Annotated in this window: 19 protein-coding genes; 12 read left to right on the forward strand and 7 right to left on the reverse strand. The window is 43.6% G+C overall.

Features of this window, described 5'->3' with window-relative positions; translation table 11 throughout:
- Positions 1 to 39: 39 nt before the first annotated feature.
- Positions 40 to 1137, reverse strand: coding sequence for a DNA-processing protein DprA (gene dprA / locus C4S39_RS03685; RefSeq protein ID WP_103965701.1), 1098 nt, complete (start codon positions 1135 to 1137; stop codon positions 40 to 42).
- A 19-nt stretch (positions 1138 to 1156) separates the two neighbouring features.
- A complete protein-coding gene (locus C4S39_RS03690) occupies positions 1157 to 2191 on the reverse strand; it encodes a LysM peptidoglycan-binding domain-containing protein (protein ID WP_103965702.1) in 1035 nt (344 codons plus the stop codon).
- 97 nt (positions 2192 to 2288) lie between these two features.
- On the opposite strand from C4S39_RS03690, the gene def reads away from it, so the two are divergent.
- The 10 genes from def (at position 2289) to C4S39_RS03740 (ending at position 13718) form a co-directional block, all read left to right on the forward strand.
- The gene (def, locus tag C4S39_RS03695) at positions 2289 to 2792 is read left to right on the forward strand and encodes a peptide deformylase (RefSeq protein WP_103965703.1); all 504 of its coding nucleotides are present in this window, start codon (positions 2289 to 2291) and stop codon (positions 2790 to 2792) included.
- Positions 2793 to 2904: 112 nt separating this feature from the next.
- Entirely contained in the window at positions 2905 to 3846 is a 942-nt protein-coding gene (gene fmt, locus C4S39_RS03700) for a methionyl-tRNA formyltransferase (protein WP_103965704.1), read from the forward strand.
- Positions 3847 to 3850: 4 nt separating this feature from the next.
- Entirely contained in the window at positions 3851 to 5128 is a 1278-nt protein-coding gene (gene rsmB / locus C4S39_RS03705) for a 16S rRNA (cytosine(967)-C(5))-methyltransferase RsmB (protein ID WP_103965705.1), read from the forward strand.
- A 7-nt stretch (positions 5129 to 5135) separates the two neighbouring features.
- Positions 5136 to 5741 carry a DUF4390 domain-containing protein gene (locus tag C4S39_RS03710; RefSeq protein ID WP_258039268.1) on the forward strand — a complete coding sequence of 202 codons (606 nt, stop codon included), beginning with the start codon at positions 5136 to 5138 and terminating at the stop codon, positions 5739 to 5741.
- Entirely contained in the window at positions 5741 to 7918 is a 2178-nt protein-coding gene (locus C4S39_RS03715) for an ATP-binding protein (protein ID WP_103965707.1), read from the forward strand. The genes C4S39_RS03710 and C4S39_RS03715 overlap by 1 nt, the downstream gene beginning before the upstream one ends.
- Positions 7919 to 8066: 148 nt before the next feature.
- Positions 8067 to 9329: a sigma-54-dependent transcriptional regulator gene (locus tag C4S39_RS03720; protein WP_103965708.1), complete on the forward strand. Its 1263-nt coding sequence runs from the start codon at positions 8067 to 8069 to the stop codon at positions 9327 to 9329.
- Positions 9330 to 10532: 1203 nt separating this feature from the next.
- Complete coding sequence (locus tag C4S39_RS03725; RefSeq protein ID WP_103965709.1) at positions 10533 to 11174, forward strand: DUF4114 domain-containing protein; 642 nt, start codon at positions 10533 to 10535, stop codon at positions 11172 to 11174.
- A gap of 331 nt (positions 11175 to 11505) precedes the next feature.
- Positions 11506 to 12165: a dioxygenase family protein gene (locus C4S39_RS03730; RefSeq protein WP_103965710.1), complete on the forward strand. Its 660-nt coding sequence runs from the start codon at positions 11506 to 11508 to the stop codon at positions 12163 to 12165.
- A gap of 4 nt (positions 12166 to 12169) precedes the next feature.
- Positions 12170 to 13120: a thioredoxin-disulfide reductase gene (gene trxB, locus C4S39_RS03735; RefSeq protein WP_103965711.1), complete on the forward strand. Its 951-nt coding sequence runs from the start codon at positions 12170 to 12172 to the stop codon at positions 13118 to 13120.
- A gap of 64 nt (positions 13121 to 13184) precedes the next feature.
- Positions 13185 to 13718, forward strand: a complete 534-nt coding sequence (locus C4S39_RS03740; protein WP_103965712.1) for a Smr/MutS family protein — start codon at positions 13185 to 13187, stop codon at positions 13716 to 13718.
- A gap of 20 nt (positions 13719 to 13738) precedes the next feature.
- Here C4S39_RS03740 and C4S39_RS03745 read toward each other — a convergent pair whose 3' ends face one another.
- Together C4S39_RS03745 and C4S39_RS03750 are read right to left on the reverse strand one after the other, a co-directional pair.
- Positions 13739 to 14110, reverse strand: coding sequence for a TraR/DksA family transcriptional regulator (locus C4S39_RS03745; protein WP_103965713.1), 372 nt, complete (start codon positions 14108 to 14110; stop codon positions 13739 to 13741).
- A gap of 97 nt (positions 14111 to 14207) precedes the next feature.
- On the reverse strand, positions 14208 to 14747 hold the full coding sequence (locus tag C4S39_RS03750; protein WP_103965714.1) for a peroxiredoxin: 540 nt from the start codon (positions 14745 to 14747) through the stop codon (positions 14208 to 14210).
- Positions 14748 to 14910: 163 nt separating this feature from the next.
- On the opposite strand from C4S39_RS03750, the gene C4S39_RS03755 reads away from it, so the two are divergent.
- Positions 14911 to 15159, forward strand: a complete 249-nt coding sequence (locus C4S39_RS03755; protein ID WP_103965715.1) for a histone H1 — start codon at positions 14911 to 14913, stop codon at positions 15157 to 15159.
- Here the strand turns inward: C4S39_RS03755 and C4S39_RS03760 are convergent.
- A complete protein-coding gene (locus C4S39_RS03760; protein ID WP_181023746.1) occupies positions 15119 to 16150 on the reverse strand; it encodes a P63C domain-containing protein in 1032 nt (343 codons plus the stop codon). The genes C4S39_RS03755 and C4S39_RS03760 overlap by 41 nt on opposite strands.
- A gap of 130 nt (positions 16151 to 16280) precedes the next feature.
- Here C4S39_RS03760 and C4S39_RS03765 point away from each other — a divergent pair, with 130 nt between their 5' ends.
- On the forward strand, positions 16281 to 17156 hold the full coding sequence (locus C4S39_RS03765) for a DDE-type integrase/transposase/recombinase (RefSeq protein ID WP_103965805.1): 876 nt from the start codon (positions 16281 to 16283) through the stop codon (positions 17154 to 17156).
- 1 nt (position 17157) lies between these two features.
- On the opposite strand, the gene C4S39_RS03770 is transcribed toward C4S39_RS03765, so the two are convergent.
- Positions 17158 to 17490 carry a hypothetical protein gene (locus C4S39_RS03770; RefSeq protein WP_103965717.1) on the reverse strand — a complete coding sequence of 111 codons (333 nt, stop codon included), beginning with the start codon at positions 17488 to 17490 and terminating at the stop codon, positions 17158 to 17160.
- Complete coding sequence (locus tag C4S39_RS03775; RefSeq protein ID WP_103965718.1) at positions 17490 to 17921, reverse strand: Panacea domain-containing protein; 432 nt, start codon at positions 17919 to 17921, stop codon at positions 17490 to 17492. The genes C4S39_RS03770 and C4S39_RS03775 overlap by 1 nt, the downstream gene beginning before the upstream one ends.
- Positions 17922 to 18374 lie beyond the last annotated feature (453 nt).

Below are 18374 nucleotides of genomic sequence, written 5' to 3' on the forward strand. Positions count from 1 at the left end.
ATAAATACAGATAAGCGATTTTAGTTATAGTATCAAATGTCAATCAATTCGCTGATACCATCCTCCTGGTAGACTGCTGATCTGACCGTCAAGTTCAAGCGTTAATAGCATGGCTGATACAACCTCAGCAGTCAAGCCGCTACGTGCGCACAGGGTGTCGATGTTAACCGTATCATAACCTACGTAATTGAGTAACAAAGAGTTTTCTGTCGATTGCCCGGTGGAGGATTCTTTTTTTCTATCTGGTGTGGTATCGATTAATGCCAGATGACTTAATTCGTCCAAAATGTCTTGCGTGTTTTCAACCAATTTTGCACCCTGCTTGATTAATGCGTGACAGCCTTTTGACAGGGGTGAATGAATAGATCCTGGGATTGCCATCACTTCGCGACCTTGTTCCAAAGCCTGGCGTGCTGTAATCAGTGAACCGCTTTGCAATGCAGCTTCTACTACCAGGCAACCCTGGGTCATGCCACTGATGATGCGGTTTCTACGTGGAAAATTCCTGCCTATGGCGGGTGTGCCTAACGGAAATTCAGAAATCAGCGCACCTTCTTTCGCGAGTTTATGAGCCAAAGGATGATTTTTTGCCGGGTAAACGATATCTAATCCCGTTCCTACAATGGCTATGCTGGCGGCAGAGCCACGTAAGCCGCCCTGGTGGGCGGCAGTGTCTATTCCAAGCGCCATGCCACTGATAATGCAAAGTCCGGCATTGCTGGCGGCCTCGGAAAAGGCTTCTGCATTGGATAGGCCTTGTGGCGTAGCATTGCGGCTGCCAACAACTGCCAGAGCAGGCTGCTGAAGGAGTTCTCGCCGGCCTTTAAAATAAAGCAATGGCGGTGGATCCGCAATATTGAGCAACTGTGCCGGGTAATCGGAATCAGCCAAGGTAATGACCGCGTTAACGGGATCTTCCAGCCATTTTAGTACATTTATAATATTGTCGCGATCAGGGCCTTGCTTGATGCGATGAGCCGTTGTTTTTTTTACGATACGTTCGAGCGCTGTGATGTGTGCCGCAAGGATCGCTGCAGGATTGCCAAAAGCAATCAGAAGCCGGCGGATAGATTCGCCGCCCAAACCATCAATCAGATTAAGACTTAGCCATGATTCAATATCGGATGCATATTTCATGAAAGTTACAGCTATTATTTTAAGGAGTTTTGACCGCATCCAGTATTTTAATGGAATACGTACTCTGGACAACCAATGCGTAAGATATCTTGTCAAAAACGCGGAATACGAATGCCAGTCCCGTTCTCTCATCGGGTAGCTGTACCAGTTCCCCTGTCAGGGATTTATCTTGGCTTTTTCGGAAAATAGCAAGCACATGACCCATTTCAAGTCCATCCATTTGACCTTTATTCAAGGTAACGATGGCACCTTTGCCAATTTCGGTGATACCGCCATAAACTGAGATAATTCGTCCATTGACTGGAAAATCCGGGGCATGAGGTGCGTAGTTATTGAATATAGTTTTAGGTGCAGGAACGAGACGATCTCCTTTCAGGATTTCTTCCGTGGCCCGTGTGATGGTTACTGTGCTGACATTCGCTAGTGCAATGGCTTTTGCGTTGCCTAGGTAAGTTGCTTCATAACCGATAATCTGGTCTTTCTGATCGGGATCTTTTAACGCTTTGCCAGGACGGAAAATTTGCCATGTCGAACCTTTATCTTTTGGTAGTCCGCTGATATAAGCGGTATTGCCTGTGCTTAGAACCACTCGATTGTCGCTGGAGCCCAGAATATAGGGCGCGTTGTCAAGCCCATCCCTTTCAATGACCAAAGGTTGGCTGAGAAAAGGTTCGATAGCGGCAGCCGGGATACTGGGTATGGCTGCCGTATCGGATAATTCCGAACGAATTTTTGGAGATAATTTGACGGTTCTAACCTCATCTTCATTGTCCTCAAGGCTCAATCGAAACCCATAAGGTGTTCTTCTCAGTATGACAATGTCACCGGGGTAGATGCGGTGAGGGTTTTTTACCTGGTCGCGATTGAATCCCCAGATCTCAGGCCAGCGCCAGGGATCGTTAAGAAATCTGGCGGCTATTCCCCATAACGTATCGCCGGGCACAACGACATGGCGATGGGGAGTGTCGCTTCGCAACAAATTATTATCGGCGTTGACTGGCGGAATAGAAAACAGACCCAGGAATAAAATCATGGCTATAATAGGCTTTCGCATGGACGATCCCCGTACAGGTTATTAGTCATAATCAGAATAATTGGCTAATGATACGGTCTAAATGCGGTATTGAGTTTATTTATATACATAATTTTTTATGGCTATTTTAAAAATATTACAATATCCGGACGAAAAGCTACATACTGTAGCGGCACCTGTAGGACAGGTCACTGACAAAATCCGCACGTTGATAAATGATATGGCAGAAACTATGTATGCCGCGCCTGGGATTGGATTAGCGGCAACACAAGTGGATGTGCATGAGCGTGTTATCGTTATTGACACTTCCGAAGCACGAAATGATTTGCTGGTTTTGATTAATCCGGAAATCATGGCCAGCAATGGTATCTCGGATTATGAAGAAGGCTGCTTGTCAGTGCCAGGTATTTATGGAAAAGTCCAACGAGCTGAATCGGTTACGATACGGGCCTTGAATGCTCAAGGTGAATCATTTGTTTTGGATGCCGATGGATTGCTGGCTGTGTGTATTCAGCATGAAATGGATCATTTGGCAGGAAAAGTGTTTATTGAATATTGGTCCCGGCTCAAGCAGGTGCGTACTTTGGCGAAATTAAAGAAAAAACAGCGTAGTACAATGTGAGCGCGGAGGCTTGCATGAGGATAGTCATCTGATATTTTGCGGATTATTGCTTTCTTTCCATTGGCGGTATGAATTGCCGCTGCCTTAACTGATGAATCATCAATGCATTAGCATGAAAATTATTTTTGCCGGAACCCCTGTTTTTGCTGCTACTGCACTGGAAGGACTGATCCATGCAGGGCATCAGATTGTAATGGTTTTAACCCAACCGGACCGCCCGGCTGGAAGAGGAATGAAAACGGTTGCAGGTGCAGTCAAGGTGTTGGCTCAGCAGCAGCATCTTGCGATACTGCAGCCAATGACACTTAGAACGCCGGAAATACAGGCGCAACTAGAGGCGTTACGTGCGGATGTGATGATAGTTGCGGCATATGGATTGATTTTGCCGCAAGCAGTGCTGGATATTCCTTGTCAAGGTTGTTTGAACATCCACGCTTCGATTTTGCCGCGCTGGCGCGGCGCGGCGCCGATACAACGGGCGCTTCTGGCTGGTGATGCTGAAACCGGCATTACAATCATGCAAATGGACGCGGGTCTGGATACGGGTAACATCTTGTTGAAGCACGAAATGAAGATCGCGCCGGACGATAGCACGCAATCCCTGCATGACCGGCTGAGTTTGTTAGGTGCATTGAGCATTGTAGAAGCCTTGGCTCAACTACAACAAGGAAAGCTTGTTCCAGTAGCTCAGAATGAAACGGAAGCTTGCTATGCCACCAAAATAACCAAGGCGGAAGCTGAAATTGACTGGCGGCTTCCAGCCGAGCAGATAGACCGCGTGGTGCGCGCATTTAATCCAGCTCCGGGTGCTTACACATCTTTCCAGGGAATGGTTTTGAAGATTTGGCAGGCAAAAATAATTGCAGGTGAATCCGGGCAGCCAGGTGAAATTGTTGCGGTAAGTCGCGAAGGCATAGTTGTGGCATGCGGTTCTGGCTGGTTACAAGTGGAAATGCTACAGAAGCCGGGAGGGAGAAAAATGAATGTGGCGGATTTTCTGACGGGCAATAATTTTCATCCAGGTGAATGCTTTACTCCGGTTAATTTTTCATAAGAATATGATAAGAACACAACTTGTTGCGGCTTCTGTAGTGGGTAAAGTATTAGCCGGAGCAAGCCTGACGGAGGTGTTGCAGGATGCTTGGCGTGTAGAATCATCACTATCGAAGCAGCAGAGAGGCGCTGTGCAGGATCTGAGCTACGGTGTATTGCGTTTTTATGGACAACTGGGAGCAGTCTTAGAGCTCTTGCTGAAAAAGCCGTTGCACGACAAAAGCCTGTGTCACCTACTGCTGGTAAGTTTATATCAATTGCAATATGGCCGGGTGCTGCCGCACACCGTGGTGGATCAGGCGGTTTCAGCTTCACGCTGCTTGGTGAAGGGCAGCGGGATGCAAGGATTGGTCAATGCGGTGTTGCGCAATTTTATCCGGCAGCAGGAAAATTTGCTGAAACAAGCTGCTGAAAAAGAGATTGGACGTTATTCGCATCCGCAGTGGTGGGTTGATAAGCTGCGGCGGCAATATCCGAAAAATTTCGCAGCCATACTGAGCGCGAATAACAAGCGTCCTCCGATGACTCTACGGGTTAACCGGCGTAAGATCAGTGTGGAGGCGTACTGTGATTTGCTGGCGGAAAATGGGATGCAGGCTGAGTTGTTATGGCCGGGCGCGCTTCGATTGAGTCAACCCGTCAGGGTGGAATCTCTGCCAGGCTTTGCAATGGGATTGGTAACGGTGCAAGACGCAGGTGCGCAACTTGCTGCGCCACTGCTGGACGTGCATGATGGCATGCGAGTGTTGGATGCTTGTGCTGCTCCTGGAGGTAAAAGCACGCATTTACTGGAATTGGCGAATATATCGCTGTCAGTGCTGGATAATGACCCGGAGCGGCTAATTCAAGTACAGCAAAACCTTGAGCGTTTGAGGATGACATCGGAGCGATTAATTTGCGGTAATGCGGCGAATCCTGATGCATGGTGGAATAAGCAACCCTATGATCGAATTTTGGCTGATGTGCCCTGTTCTGCATCGGGTGTGGTATGCCGGCATCCTGATATTAAATGGCTTCGACGCGAGAGTGATTTGACTAAGTTTGTAGTAACTCAACAAGCAATACTGGACGCATTATGGAAAATTTTACGTAAGAATGGTAAGTTGCTCTATGTGACTTGTTCAGTTTTTGCAGAAGAAAATACAATGCAGATTGAGAAATTTCTTAAACATCATTCTGATGCACGCCAATTACCGCTTTCTGTGGCAGCGATGATTGATGGACAATTGTTACCTGATACTCAACATGACGGTTTCTTTTATACCTTGTTGCAAAAAACCTGATCGATATATGGATCGGGCGAAGCTATCGTATGTCAGTTCAGTTTTCTTATGGTTGATTCTATTTTTTCTGTTTCCGGCAGATACTGCGCAGGCGGAGGGCATCCAGATAAAAAATGTCAATTTGGTAGCGACGGGCGGGGGCTATGAAATTAGCGTGGATTCTGAAATCGCGCTTAACCCGACTTTGGAGCAGGCGCTCGAGAAAGGGATCGTACTTTACTTCGTATTCAAATACAGTCTGGTTGATGTGCGCTGGTATTGGCTGGATGACGAAGTCGTGCGCGGCAAATACAGAGTCGGACTGAGGTATTATGCGCTTACGCGCCAGTATCATTTAAATCATGCTTCATTTTCACAGAGTTTTAATACGCTCAGTGAGGCATTGGGGGTTTTGGGCCGTTTGCGCAATTTTCCCTTAACAGTTAAATCAGAATTAAAGCAGGATGCTGAGTATATCGCGTCGCTGCGTATATGGCTTGATCTGACACGTATGCCCAAGCCATTCCAGGTCGAGGCTCTGGGCTCCAGTCGATGGAATCTGAGTTCAGACAAATTGGAGTGGAGCATGAAATTACCTACGCCGGAGCAGCCATTCCAGATGAAAGGCCAGTAATGAAGTATGTGCTCATTATTGGCTCAGGGCTGGGCGCAGTCATGTTGTTTCTCCTGGCTACAGCAGGCGCCAATACGGAGTTTTTTGAGCATAAGTACCGCTTGCTGCTGGTTATAAATGCTGCTTTTGTACTTTTCCTTATGGCAATCGTCGCAATATTGTTGTGGCGATTCAAGCGCAGACTTAAATCAGGTGTATTTGGATCCAAGCTGGCATTGCGATTAATGCTGGTTTTTTCCCTGATGGCAATACTTCCTGGAGCTTTGGTGTATGCCGTATCAGTTCAATTCCTGGAGAAAAGTATTGAATCCTGGTTTGATGTGAAAGTGGATCGTGCTTTGGAGGGGGGGCTGAATCTTGGGCAGACTATGCTGGATAACTTGTTGGAGGAGCTGCAGAAAAAAGCACAGGCCACGGCGTTGATACTGGCTGGAACTTCAGATCCCCCTTTGCTGATACTTAACGAATTATTATTGCAAACCCAAGTGGAAGAATCCACTTTATTCAATCAGGATGGCAAGGTGATCGCATTCTCAAGCGAAAGTAATCTGGCCTTATTTCCTGAAAAGCCGAACGCGATGGTAATGCGTCATATAAGAATCCAGAAAGCTTACAGCGCAGTTGAATCGTTAGACGATAGAGGTTTATATTTGCGTGTGGTTGTACCTGTCAACGTATTGAGCTTGAAAGAAGATATCCGGGTTTTGCAGTTATTGCAGCCGGTTCCTGTGCAGTTGGCCAAAGATGCTGAGCGAGTACAGGCAGGGTTCCGGGATTACCAGGAACTTACATTATCACGTCATGGATTGACTCGATTGTATAGTGTGACATTGACATTGGCATTGTTATTATCCTTATTTTCAGCGCTGGCAACCGCATCATTGCTCAGTGAGAAATTAAGCGCTCCGCTCGGCATGCTGGCGGAAGGGACGCGTGCTATTGCACAGGGCGATTACAGCCGCCGTCATTTGGTTCAAAGTGGCGACGAATTGGGTATATTGACAGAATCATTTAATTTGATGACGCAGCAGTTGCAAGAAGCGCAAGCAGTTGCGCAGCATAATCAGCAGCAAGTGGAAAGCGCCCGGGCACATCTGGAGAGTATTCTGGCGAATCTTTCATCCGGCGTATTAGTATTTGACGATCAATTGGCTTTGTCCAAAGCAAACCGCAGTGCAGAACAAATACTTCAGATACCTTTAATCAGTTTGGATGGTTCAATTATCGAGGGATGTGTAACCAATGAACCGCAATTGAATATGCTGATAACTGAAATCCGGGCAGGTTTTAATTCGGAAGAGGCAAGTGTTTGGCAGCGTCAACTAACACGCTCGGAAGATGGTCGCAATCAGGTTCTGCTGTTACGGGGCACGCGATTACCTAAAATATCGGGTGGCGGCGGTGTGGTGGTTTTTGACGATATTACCAGCTTACTGCAGGTACAGCGCGCTGTAGCCTGGGGCGAGGTGGCGCGGCGTTTGGCACACGAAATTAAAAATCCATTGACGCCGATTCAGCTTTCTGCGGAGCGGGTACAACATAAATTAATCAATAAGCTCAGCGAAGAGGATGCGAAAATATTAAGGCGTTCTACCGATACCATTGTGAATCAGGTCGAGGCTCTGAAAAAAATGGTCAATGAGTTCAATCAGTATGCGCGTGTTCCTGAACTGGAACTGCAGCAATTGGATTTTAATCAGCTGGTTCGTGAAGTGCTGGCGCTCTATGAAACTGGAAGCATGGCGGTAGAAAATGGTAAGCATATACAAATCAAACAAATATTGGCGGAAGAATTGCCGGGAGTTAGAGGAGATTCTGCGCAGCTACGCCAAGTGCTGCACAATTTATTGCAGAATGCACAGGATGCGTTAATTGATACTCCGGAACCCGTGATAGAAGTGAAAACCGAAACGATGCATGGCGGTGTGCAGTTAAGTGTGCGTGATAATGGTTGCGGCTTTTCGGAAGAAATCAGAGCGCGGGTTTTTGAACCCTATGTTACGACCAAATTAAAAGGTACAGGCTTGGGTTTACCTATCGTCAAGAAAATTATTGAAGAACATGATGGGGTTATCCACATTGAAAATATTAAGCCACATGGCGCGCAAATCTCAATTATCCTGCCGGCGGTGGAAAAAAATAAAACTACAGGAAATAACAGGCTGACACTCAATTAAATTATCAAGTCTGCAGGTGTAGAAAAGGCAAGTAAAATATTTCATGTGTTGGCATTCGTTACTCAATAAACTCCGAATCTATAATGTGCATGAAATTTTACAGTTAACCATAACTAGCTGATTAAATTTCAGTGGTGGAGAATTCCAAATGATAACAAATAATACAATACTCATTGTTGATGACGAAATCGGTATACGCGAACTATTGTCAGAAATTCTGCGTGATGAGGGATACCGTGTGGCGCTGGCAGAAAACGCTGAGCAAGCGCGTATCTGGCGGAATCAAACGCGTCCGGATTTGGTGCTGCTGGATATTTGGATGCCTGATACAGATGGTATTACGCTGTTGAAAGAATGGGTTAGTAATGGAATGTTGACGATGCCGGTGATTATGATGTCAGGGCATGGCACCATTGATACAGCGGTTGAAGCGACGCGCATTGGTGCATTTAGTTATCTGGAAAAACCGATACCACTGCAAAAACTGCTGAGTACCGTAAGCAAAGCTTTGCGGGGCGGGCAAAATAAGCAGCAATCAGCGCTTTCTCTGGCGAGCTTGGGCAAAGGCAGCTTGATTGCAGATCTGCGCAAAAGATTGGAACAAGTGGTCAATCTGAAAGCACCCGTGCTATTGATGGGAGAGCCGGGTGCGGGGGCCGAAATATGTGCGCGCTTCATGCATCGCCCCAATACGCCGTGGATAGAGCCTGAGACATTGGCTTCATTGGCAGAATCGCCGCTGGATTTGCTAGAGCCTGCGCGTGATGGTTTGTTGTTTCTCAAGGAAGTAGGTGAAATCAGCAAATTAGCGCAGAAAGGTTTGTTGCTGTTACTAAGCAAGCTGGAAAAATATAATGTACGGTTGGTTTGTGCGACATCGCATCCACTTGCGGAGTTGACTGCGCAAGGCGCCTATCATCCCAGATTATATGAAGTGTTAAGTGGTTTAAGTATCGGCATTCCGGCGCTGAGAGCACATCGGGAGGATATACCTGAATTAGCGAATCAAATTTTATCGCGCTTTGTTGAATCAGGCGAAGCTTCATCGGCATTACAGTTTACTACCGCTGCGCTGAATTGCCTGCGTAATTATGACTGGCCGGGCAATCTTACGCAGCTAACGGGTGTGGTACACTCTTTGGCATTAACATCCACCGGTGACGAAATTTCAGTCGAAGCAGTGCAGCAGGCAATGGTATTTCCAGAATCGTCTTCCGCCTCAGTGGCCCCGGAAATTCCTCTTGATCTTTCATTGCGCGAAGCGCGTGATTTATTCGAAAAAACTTACTTTGAAAGATTGATTGATCAGGAGAATGGGAATATGACGCGTGTGGCTGAGCGGGCCGGGCTGGAGCGCACACATCTTTATCGCAAAATAAAATTATTGGGAATTAAGTTGCGAGGTAATTGATCCTCAATAAGCGGTGTATTACCCGACAGAATTGGTTTGGATATAAAATTAAGCTGTTTAGGAAAGAAAAATGGGTATTGCAAGTTTTAGGAAATAATTTTAGAATTCCCGCCTTTTGTATTTCCCTGTTCTTACAAATTCTTCGTTAGCAGATTAAGTATAGTAGTATAGTAATCGGTAATCGCGTTTTGTGAAATGCTGAGTCATTTTATTAACCCATGGCAATATCATCGTTGTTAAAAGGATTTCATGATAAGAAGTTTTTCCCGCCGTAAGAAAAAACAATCGCTTAATTTATTTATATTCCTTCTTTTGACGTTTTTATCCCTAGGATTCCAAATAGTTTCAATCAAAGATGAATTAATTCCATATCCTGCGCAGCTTGAGAATCATCAACCTGAAGAATCAATCTCTTAATAAGTTATTCTGCTCATGTTATTGTTTGTTCAGCAATAAATTGAAAAATCCCTGAGGATGTGTTTGTTGTGCACGGCCGGGCAGGAAAAGAGGCGCCCCGGATTAATCATCGAATAATAGTAAATGGATTTACCAGTTCAGGATTTCTATTTTTCTTGGCGACCTGATCAATCGTGAAAAAATATATACACTAAGAAGTGAGCATGGGTCCCGCTGGATCGCCGCATTATTTGTTGATTGATCCAGGAACTTTATAGGACAAGTTGACTAATTATTTAGTATCAATTGTGACAAACCTACTACTTTCTGTGTTTATCAAATCCAAAGCAATTGACCATTCCCTATGATTCGCTTGAGATAAGTATTAAATAAAATTAATTAATACTTTTAATAATGTGGAGTGATTATTCGCGATATTCCGTTTCATTCTGAATACGCAAAAGCGTGTAGTGCTCGTAGATCAGAAAGAAAAATGATCAGCTGATAAGAAACTAAAAGCTGCATAAAACATGTATTGATAACTCAATCCGACTTAGGATTTTCATAGGACATTTCCTCATTTTTTTCAGTATGCTTTCAGGATATTCATCTCTATTCTAGGCTGAGTATTGGGTCTAGTATCTCGCCAGACAGGAAAGTTCTGACTAAGCTTCTCAACAAGGTTCGGAGTGAGCGGTAACTTACTATGATTGCCGCCGGATCGTGGAGTTATAAGTGCAATCAGCTTATTTAGAGTTTTCATAATGTTCTGTTGTTTTTGTTAATAATTATTTTCTGGAGCGTGTAATGAAAAATTCTTTACGATTAACAGTGGCTTCTATGGCGCTTTGCTTTGGTTTGTTTTCGATAACCCACGTAAAAGCGGCTTCGATTTCCTATGCAGATCAGGGCACACCCGTTCAAAATTCTTACACTTTTACAGCAACAACCACAGGTTATATTGGCGCTTACTTTCAAGAGAGCTCTGCAGCTTATACCAATGCGCTGTCTTTACTCGTGAATGGCGTAGTTACACCACAGTCATCAATGGGAGTGCTGAACAATCAAACTTCAAACGTGGGAGATTATGTCAATCTTGGTTACGTTAATGCGGGAGATATTCTTACATTCCAGCTGAAAGTTCTCGATACCGGAGATATCTGGAATTCCAATTCCGCATCTAATGCCGATGGAGTAAATCACATTTATTCAACCGGGTTTTCCGGAGATACGGTTCTTGGTATTCCCGCCGGTACTTATGTGGGGTTTGAAGATGTTCATGGTGGCGGGGATTTTGATTATAATGATCAGGCATTTATATTCACAAACATCAGTACATTGGCAGAGAAACATATAAGCCCTGTACCTGAGCCGGAAACTTATTCTATGTTGTTGATAGGGTTGGGATTGGTGGCTTTTACAGTACATTCTAGAAAAAGAAGAATGTAATTTCAACATTACTAATCACTGTTTTTCCTTTTCCAGTTATTAGATCTGGCAGCAAAGAAAATGGGGCGGAAATACTATTCGCATTTGCTTCATTTTCTTTTGCGTAATTCACAGAATCAATGAGCAAATAGTGTCGGCTTACATTTAATATTTTTATCTTTAGCGTCCCTGTTTTGTGGCCGGTTCTGATGCAATTGAAGCGCGTGCAAAGAGGTTTCACGTGTCCAATTCACTGGATGCCGGCCAGATCGATTTTATCATCTGAATTTTTATACATATCGCTGTTCTAAAAAACTTTAATGAAATTCATAAGGCGATCGAGTCATTCAGTATGAAAAAAATTTCCCGTAGAAAAATGATTGGATTAGGCGTGCTGGGTAGCTTTGTCAGTGTGTTTGGCAGCAGTGTTTTTGCTAAGGCGTTAGCGCTAATGCCTACGCCCGCGGAAACGGAAGGGCCGTTTTATCCGGTAAAGAATCAGAAAGACAAGGATGAGGATCTGACGCAAATCAATGGATACGTTGGCGGTGCGAGTGGTCAGCATATTGTGGTCGGTGGGCATGTAACCGATATCCACGGTAATCCGGTTGAAAATACGCTGCTGGATATTTGGCAGGCGGATGCTAACGGTCGTTATCGTCATCCGCGTGATTCCAATAAAGCAAGGCTGGATCATAACTTTCAAGGGTGGGCGGTAATCCAGACTGATGATAAAGGATCTTTTCGCTTTAAGACAGTAATGCCCGGTGCTTACCCTGCCAGCGGAACATGGATCAGACCTCCGCATATTCATTTAAAGATTTTTAAACCTGGTTACCTCCCGCTGACAACGCAGATGTATTTTCCTGATCAGGAGTTAAACAAGAAGGATTTATTATTGAGTCAGAAATCTGTCATCGAACAATCAGCAATGGTGGCGAGAGAGATTGGGCAGCAAGGCAATTTAATCATTTACGAGTACAATATCGTCCTCGATCTACTTCGTAAATAAATTTATGATGACCAAACACAATTCACTGCTTATTCTCGGTTCCGGGCCGGCTGGTTATACCGCCGCCGTTTATGCGGCACGTGCCAATCTGAGTCCGGTTTTGATCACTGGCTTAGCTCAGGGCGGACAATTAATGACAACAACAGATGTGGATAATTGGCCGGCCGATGCAATGGGTGTGCAAGGTCCGGAGTTGATGGAACGGTTTCAGAAACATGCGGAGCGTTTTCATACCGAAATTATTTTTGATCATATTCATACCGCAAAACTGACAGAAAAACCGATTACCTTGATCGGCGATCAAGGGACTTATACTTGCGATGCGCTCATTATTGCCACCGGTGCATCTGCGCAATATCTCGGCCTGCCATCCGAAGAGGCATTTATGGGGCGCGGTGTATCAGGGTGCGCAACTTGCGATGGTTTTTTCTATAAGGGGCAAGATGTCGCTGTTATCGGCGGCGGCAATACTGCGGTGGAAGAGGCATTGTACCTTTCGAATATTGCGCGCAGCGTGACAGTAGTGCATCGGCGTGATCAATTCCGATCGGAAAAAATTCTAATCGATAAATTGATGGAAAAAACCCGTACCGGCAATATTAAATTGGAACTGAATCATGTATTGGATGAAGTGCTGGGTGATCAAACCGGTGTTACCGGCATACGCATCAGAAGCACCAAGGATGACGCCACCCAGGAAATGGATTTGCAAGGTGTTTTCATTGCTATCGGCCATAAACCCAATACCGATATTTTTGCCGGGCAACTGCAAATGGAAAATGGCTATATTGTTACGCGCGGTGGCGGTCAAGGAAATGCGACAGTCACCAGCATAGCCGGTGTGTTTGCTGCGGGCGACGTGCAGGATCACATATACCGCCAAGCGGTAACCAGTGCCGCGAGTGGCTGTATGGCAGCACTGGATGCGGAGAAATATCTGGATAATCTGAAATAATCATTAATCTAAGATGTAATTAACAGCTCTTCGATAAAACTGGATGGTTAAAAAGGATTCCATCATGGATGAAGATGAAATATCACTGTTTCAAGCGGCCATGCGTGATGTGGCGCCACTACCGGTGTCAGATAAAATAGTTACCAGGAGCATCAAGGTTCCACCGTTTCCACGCAAAAATAAGAACGAGGAAAATGCAGCGTCAGAAGATACGCTAACCGACAATATTTTTGTTGAAATTGAAGCAGGTGATGAGTGGTCTTTCGTGCAGCCGGGCATGCCGCATCAGACGTTGCGGCGTTTGCGGCGCGGTTATTGGAGGATTCAGGATGAACTTGACTTACATGGATATACGCGTGATGAGGCGCGACAGGCATTAAGCGCTTTTCTGAATATCTGTGCACAACAAAAATTTCGATGCGTTCGTGTCATACATGGCAAGGGGCTGAGCTCTAAAAACCGTGAACCGGTTTTAAAAACGAGAATCGGAAATTGGCTGATGCAACGTAATGATGTGCTGGCCTTCTGTCAGGCAAGACCGGAAGATGGCGGCGGCGGCGCTATTCTTATTTTGCTCAAAGCCAAAGTCAAAGTATAGGCCGGTAAAACACTTCGCAGTCATAACGAAGGACCTGATTCTTGAGGGAAAGCCTTTTCGTATTGAGTCTGGCACTGAATACAACGTTGCGCGGATGGATATACTAATAACCGCTCAAACCCGATCTCGTTACCACAGTCAATACAGTCACCGAACTCCAGTTCGCTCAGATACTTCATCGACATTTCCAATTCGCGCATTTCATTGATTTGCCGGTCAACTAATGCGGTATCAATATCATCCGGTATATTGTTGACATACTCCGCCAGCTCAAAATCACTGACATCCTCAGCGTGTGCAAGCTCGTTACGTATTTCTTTTTGTAGATACAGATAACGTTTATGTAACGCAGCTTTCAACCGGATTAACTGCTCTTCAGTAAAATTTGCCATGTTGCCTCCTTTTCCTGTTTTACCTTATATGTTGACTGAGATGGAATTTTCAATCTTTGATGAAAATCAAAAGAGCGTAATTCCGTTCGATAGTGTGCTATGCGCTATATGCCTGCAACTGTTTCAAATCTGCAATCACTGCGGAGGAATTGTGCGCGGCACTAGCCGACAAATACATGCGTGCAATTTTTCCGTGCGGATCGATTAAAAATGTATTGCGCCTGGCAAACTTGATAATGCCCAGATTAATAAGCGAATAATATCGAGCGGCCGTTTCCGCGGTGGTATCCGCCAATAGCGGAAATTGCAGATGAAATTTTTGAGCAAATTCTGCATGACTGTTTGTATCATCCACACTCACGCCAATCACTTCGGCATCCAGCTCTGTCAATTGCTGAAGGCTATCACGAAAAGTGCAAGCTTGCTTGGTGCACCCGGGCGTATCGTCTTTCGGATAAAAATATAATGCCAGCCACTTACCCTGAAAGTCTGCCAGAGTATGTATTTTTCCAAATTGATCCATCAGTTTGAATTCAGGTGCAGGCTGTCCCAGCTTTAGTGCTTTTTGAGTTGTGGAAAAGAACCAGAACATGAAGCCCACCGCGATAATCGACAAGATAATGGCTAACCATTCCATAATACTTTCATCCTCATTCGTTATATATATGTCGTACAGATCAAGGCCGCACTCATCAGTCGACCAGAGGAACACCCTGTTTAAAATGACTTGTCAATTGGTAGTGTCTCAGTTTGAAATCTGCTGCACTTGAACTTGTTTGCATCAATGCTATCATAGCAGTATGAGTAAAAGACCTAAAAATTTAGACTTAAATCAACTGGCAAAGTGCATTGTAGACGAAGCTATTGGTGAGATTGAACCAGAACCAGAAATAGATGAAAACAAAAAAGCCGCCATCGAATCAGGGCGGCTTGGTGGTCTTAAGGGTGGCAAAGCTAGGGCAGGTAAATTAACGCCAGAAGAGCGTTCAGATATTGCTAAAAATGCTGCTAATTCTCGCTGGGGAGATCATAATACGGAAAAAGATTAATAGTTGTTCCCTTCTTTGGCAGGATATCGTCCATCATGCTCATAAAATGAATCCATTTGTTACCAGGCTTATTTAAACAAGCTCTTTGCAAAGCTAAGATTGTAAACATTTGTTGAGAGAATAATTTATCTCCAGCCTCATTATTTAACCATTCATGATGTTTTCTAGCTCTATGTCCTTTTTCATTCTTGGGATTTCTATGATTTAACTCCTCTTTCAATCCAGGAATCAGTCGTTCCCAAACCAAGTCATTGGTATATGTACCAACAACGCTAAATCTATTCTTAGCCATCCCAGGCCATTCCCATCCTTTTAACTTATATATGTTTTCATAATATTCATCTGGGAATCTTTTAAACCACGCGGCTAAATCTTTTTTTAGAACTTGATCAAAATAGTTTCTTAACCCGTCAGCTGGTCTTAGGTTTTGATAGCCTGTAGCTTCATCAATAAGAGCAACAATACCAGTCTTGGCTAAACCACGCATTATCAATTCGCACTGAGCGGCAATAATGCTCTGTCTTGTTGTTTTTAACACCCCTAATATTCTAGCTTCCAACATTCCTTCACATATATCTACAAGCATTTCTGCATTAAAACCGGCAATTATTCGACCTTGATATCTGCGTTTTTTAGGGAAAAAGTGGTCCTGGTTCTTGTGTTTATATATCAATGGCTTGAGTGTGTTGTTGCTTAATAATCTAGTCAATCGTGATCCAGGCTTTTGGCCGCTTTTTGGTAAATCCTCATCTACCAATTTCAGGATTTCTTGCATCCCTCTGCCAGCTATTAAACGCTCTCCGTCTTCTGTCACATAACAATCAACCTCTACGCCGCCAAGAGTTAATTTAGCACCGAGCAAGACTGTCGTCATAGATTTATCCCATTTTGAGTTTGCAGCATTTTTAGCAATATTGCTTCGTTCTTCAGGAGACAAAGATGCGGCTCTTGCTTTGCCGCCTTTTGATTTAGAGTCAGAGTTATTGTCCATTGCTTGCTCCATTTTTGATTGATGCTTGCAATTATATTATCGCAAGCATAAGATGTCAAAAAAATAATGCTTGCGATTACTGATTTATGATGTATAATTCAAACTGAACTTAATGCTTGAGGGTGATGAGATGAACAAACTATCAATTGAAAAACGCGCAATGATACTTACGATGCTTGTTGAAGGTAGTTCAATGCGTTCAGTCTCACGTATTGCTGATGTTTCAATTAATACCGTAACTAAATTGCTGGTTGATGCAGGTATCGTGTGCGCCGAGTATCAAAATGAGCATTTATTGAATATCAAAAGCAAGCGCGTTCAATGTGATGAGATTTGGTCTTTTTGTTACTCGAAAGAAAAGAATGTATCACCAGAAGATAAAGGAATTCTTGGTCATGGCGATGTTTACACCTGGACAGCGATTGATGCAGATACTAAGCTTGCTATTTCATGGTTGGTTGGTCGACGTGATTATGAGTATGCAGAAGAGTTTATTGGTGATCTAGCAAGCCGTTTAAGTGATCGTATTCAGTTAACTAGCGATGGTTATGGATGCTACATCAATGCAGTAGAAAAGATGTTTGGTGGTATGGTTGATTATGCAATGCTGGTCAAGATTTACGGTGAAGAGAATAAAAGCCAAAAACGTTACAGCCCAGCATCATTTGTTAGCTCAGAAAGACGTGTAATGGCTGGTAATCCTGATATGGACTATGTATCAACAAGCTATGTAGAACGCAACAATTTAACCATGCGTATGGGTATGCGTAGATTTACAAGATTAACAAATGGATTCAGCAAAAAGATTGAAAACTTAGCTCATGCAGTGGCATTGCATTTTATGCATTATAATTTTGTTCGGATTCACAAAACATTGAAAACCTCTCCCGCAATGGCCGCAGGTGTTACTAATACTCTTTGGTCAATGAATGATGTTGTTGCTTTGATTGATGCAAAAGAAGAATTGAAAGATAGAAGTAGGGGGAAATATAAAACAAGGATATAAGTTATTTATTCGTCTTTTCGTTATTTGAATTTCTTTGAAACCATCCATCAACAATTTTAGTTATTATTATAACTACATTATCAACCCCGCATTTATCAGCAAGCGCCAATAATCCAAATAATTCAAGTATCATAATTGCAATCGGGCCTCCCCAAGATGGCATATGAATAAAAGCGATGATATTAATGATTATCATCATCGCTAAAACCCAATAAAAACGCTCTTCTAAAATACTGTTCTCTAAATCCTGAACTTTTGTTTCTAATTCTTGAATTATAATGTCTTTCTGACTGGGTATGTCATTGCTTTTAAGTTTATCAAACCCATCTGCCATCAGAGATTATTATATTCATTAATTATTTTTTCATTCGGTATGGGAACATTCGCTCCTCTTATAAATGTCGTATCCCATGCCCCGTTTACTCTATGCGTCAGAGTAATTAAAGATCCGGGAGGAAAATCAGAAAATTGTTCTGCCGCCTCTTTTATAATTCTAGATTCTTCTCCCTCAGTCCATATTTTATTTCTATTAAAAACATCTTGCACTGGTTTATTGCCAAAAAACTTAACCTTATAATACAAGCTAGGCAACACAGGCCCATATTCCCATGATTGGAATATTTCATCAATCAATGGCGAACCGTTATTCTCTCCCATGTGAACCATATGGGCAAGATACAATATCTTTTGCATCTGGAGATTTGATAGTTTCCATCCAGAATAATGGCCAAGGGTTTTCGCCGCATCAAATACTGATATAGTCATTTTTCACCCTCCATAATTCTAATACAGCAATTAATTATTATTTATGTATTCTAAGGAATCTATCACGGAATAGCTAATTAAAGTTGTATATGGGGGTTATTACAAAATTTTAAATTCAAACCGAGACACTACCTGTCAATTGCCTTTCTTGCGAGGAAGTGATAGTTTGGGCAAGATTCCATACGCATCACAACAAGTAGCAATTCAATAATACTGATGCCTAATTCATGACCAAAGAGTAAAACAAAAGTTTCAAAGGCATGTGTGTGAATACCATCAAAAATATGATTGAGCAGATTAAATTAAGTATGCTGGTAATGTTCTCATGCTTCTCCGGAATCGCCCCCTGAGAATGTAAAAAAAAACGCCTCATTTCAATTTTTGTTGCAGCATGCCCATGCGTGAACCTCGCCTTATAGTTCAGTCTACTGGAAACCTGGAATTATGCATCGC

The organism is Nitrosomonas ureae, assembly GCF_900108305.1.
Lineage (GTDB): Bacteria > Pseudomonadota > Gammaproteobacteria > Burkholderiales > Nitrosomonadaceae > Nitrosomonas > Nitrosomonas ureae_B.

Coding starts and splice junctions, on each gene's coding strand:
- dprA (WP_103965701.1), bottom strand. CDS start 1,137: ATGAAATATGCATCCGATATTGAATCATGGCTAAGTCTTAATCTGATT.
- C4S39_RS03690 (WP_103965702.1), bottom strand. CDS start 2,191: ATGCGAAAGCCTATTATAGCCATGATTTTATTCCTGGGTCTGTTTTCT.
- def (WP_103965703.1), top strand. CDS start 2,289: ATGGCTATTTTAAAAATATTACAATATCCGGACGAAAAGCTACATACT.
- fmt (WP_103965704.1), top strand. CDS start 2,905: ATGAAAATTATTTTTGCCGGAACCCCTGTTTTTGCTGCTACTGCACTG.
- rsmB (WP_103965705.1), top strand. CDS start 3,851: ATGATAAGAACACAACTTGTTGCGGCTTCTGTAGTGGGTAAAGTATTA.
- C4S39_RS03710 (WP_258039268.1), top strand. CDS start 5,136: ATGGATCGGGCGAAGCTATCGTATGTCAGTTCAGTTTTCTTATGGTTG.
- C4S39_RS03715 (WP_103965707.1), top strand. CDS start 5,741: ATGAAGTATGTGCTCATTATTGGCTCAGGGCTGGGCGCAGTCATGTTG.
- C4S39_RS03720 (WP_103965708.1), top strand. CDS start 8,067: ATGATAACAAATAATACAATACTCATTGTTGATGACGAAATCGGTATA.
- C4S39_RS03725 (WP_103965709.1), top strand. CDS start 10,533: ATGAAAAATTCTTTACGATTAACAGTGGCTTCTATGGCGCTTTGCTTT.
- C4S39_RS03730 (WP_103965710.1), top strand. CDS start 11,506: ATGAAAAAAATTTCCCGTAGAAAAATGATTGGATTAGGCGTGCTGGGT.
- trxB (WP_103965711.1), top strand. CDS start 12,170: ATGATGACCAAACACAATTCACTGCTTATTCTCGGTTCCGGGCCGGCT.
- C4S39_RS03740 (WP_103965712.1), top strand. CDS start 13,185: ATGGATGAAGATGAAATATCACTGTTTCAAGCGGCCATGCGTGATGTG.
- C4S39_RS03745 (WP_103965713.1), bottom strand. CDS start 14,110: ATGGCAAATTTTACTGAAGAGCAGTTAATCCGGTTGAAAGCTGCGTTA.
- C4S39_RS03750 (WP_103965714.1), bottom strand. CDS start 14,747: ATGGAATGGTTAGCCATTATCTTGTCGATTATCGCGGTGGGCTTCATG.
- C4S39_RS03755 (WP_103965715.1), top strand. CDS start 14,911: ATGAGTAAAAGACCTAAAAATTTAGACTTAAATCAACTGGCAAAGTGC.
- C4S39_RS03760 (WP_181023746.1), bottom strand. CDS start 16,150: ATGGACAATAACTCTGACTCTAAATCAAAAGGCGGCAAAGCAAGAGCC.
- C4S39_RS03765 (WP_103965805.1), top strand. CDS start 16,281: ATGAACAAACTATCAATTGAAAAACGCGCAATGATACTTACGATGCTT.
- C4S39_RS03770 (WP_103965717.1), bottom strand. CDS start 17,490: ATGGCAGATGGGTTTGATAAACTTAAAAGCAATGACATACCCAGTCAG.
- C4S39_RS03775 (WP_103965718.1), bottom strand. CDS start 17,921: ATGACTATATCAGTATTTGATGCGGCGAAAACCCTTGGCCATTATTCT.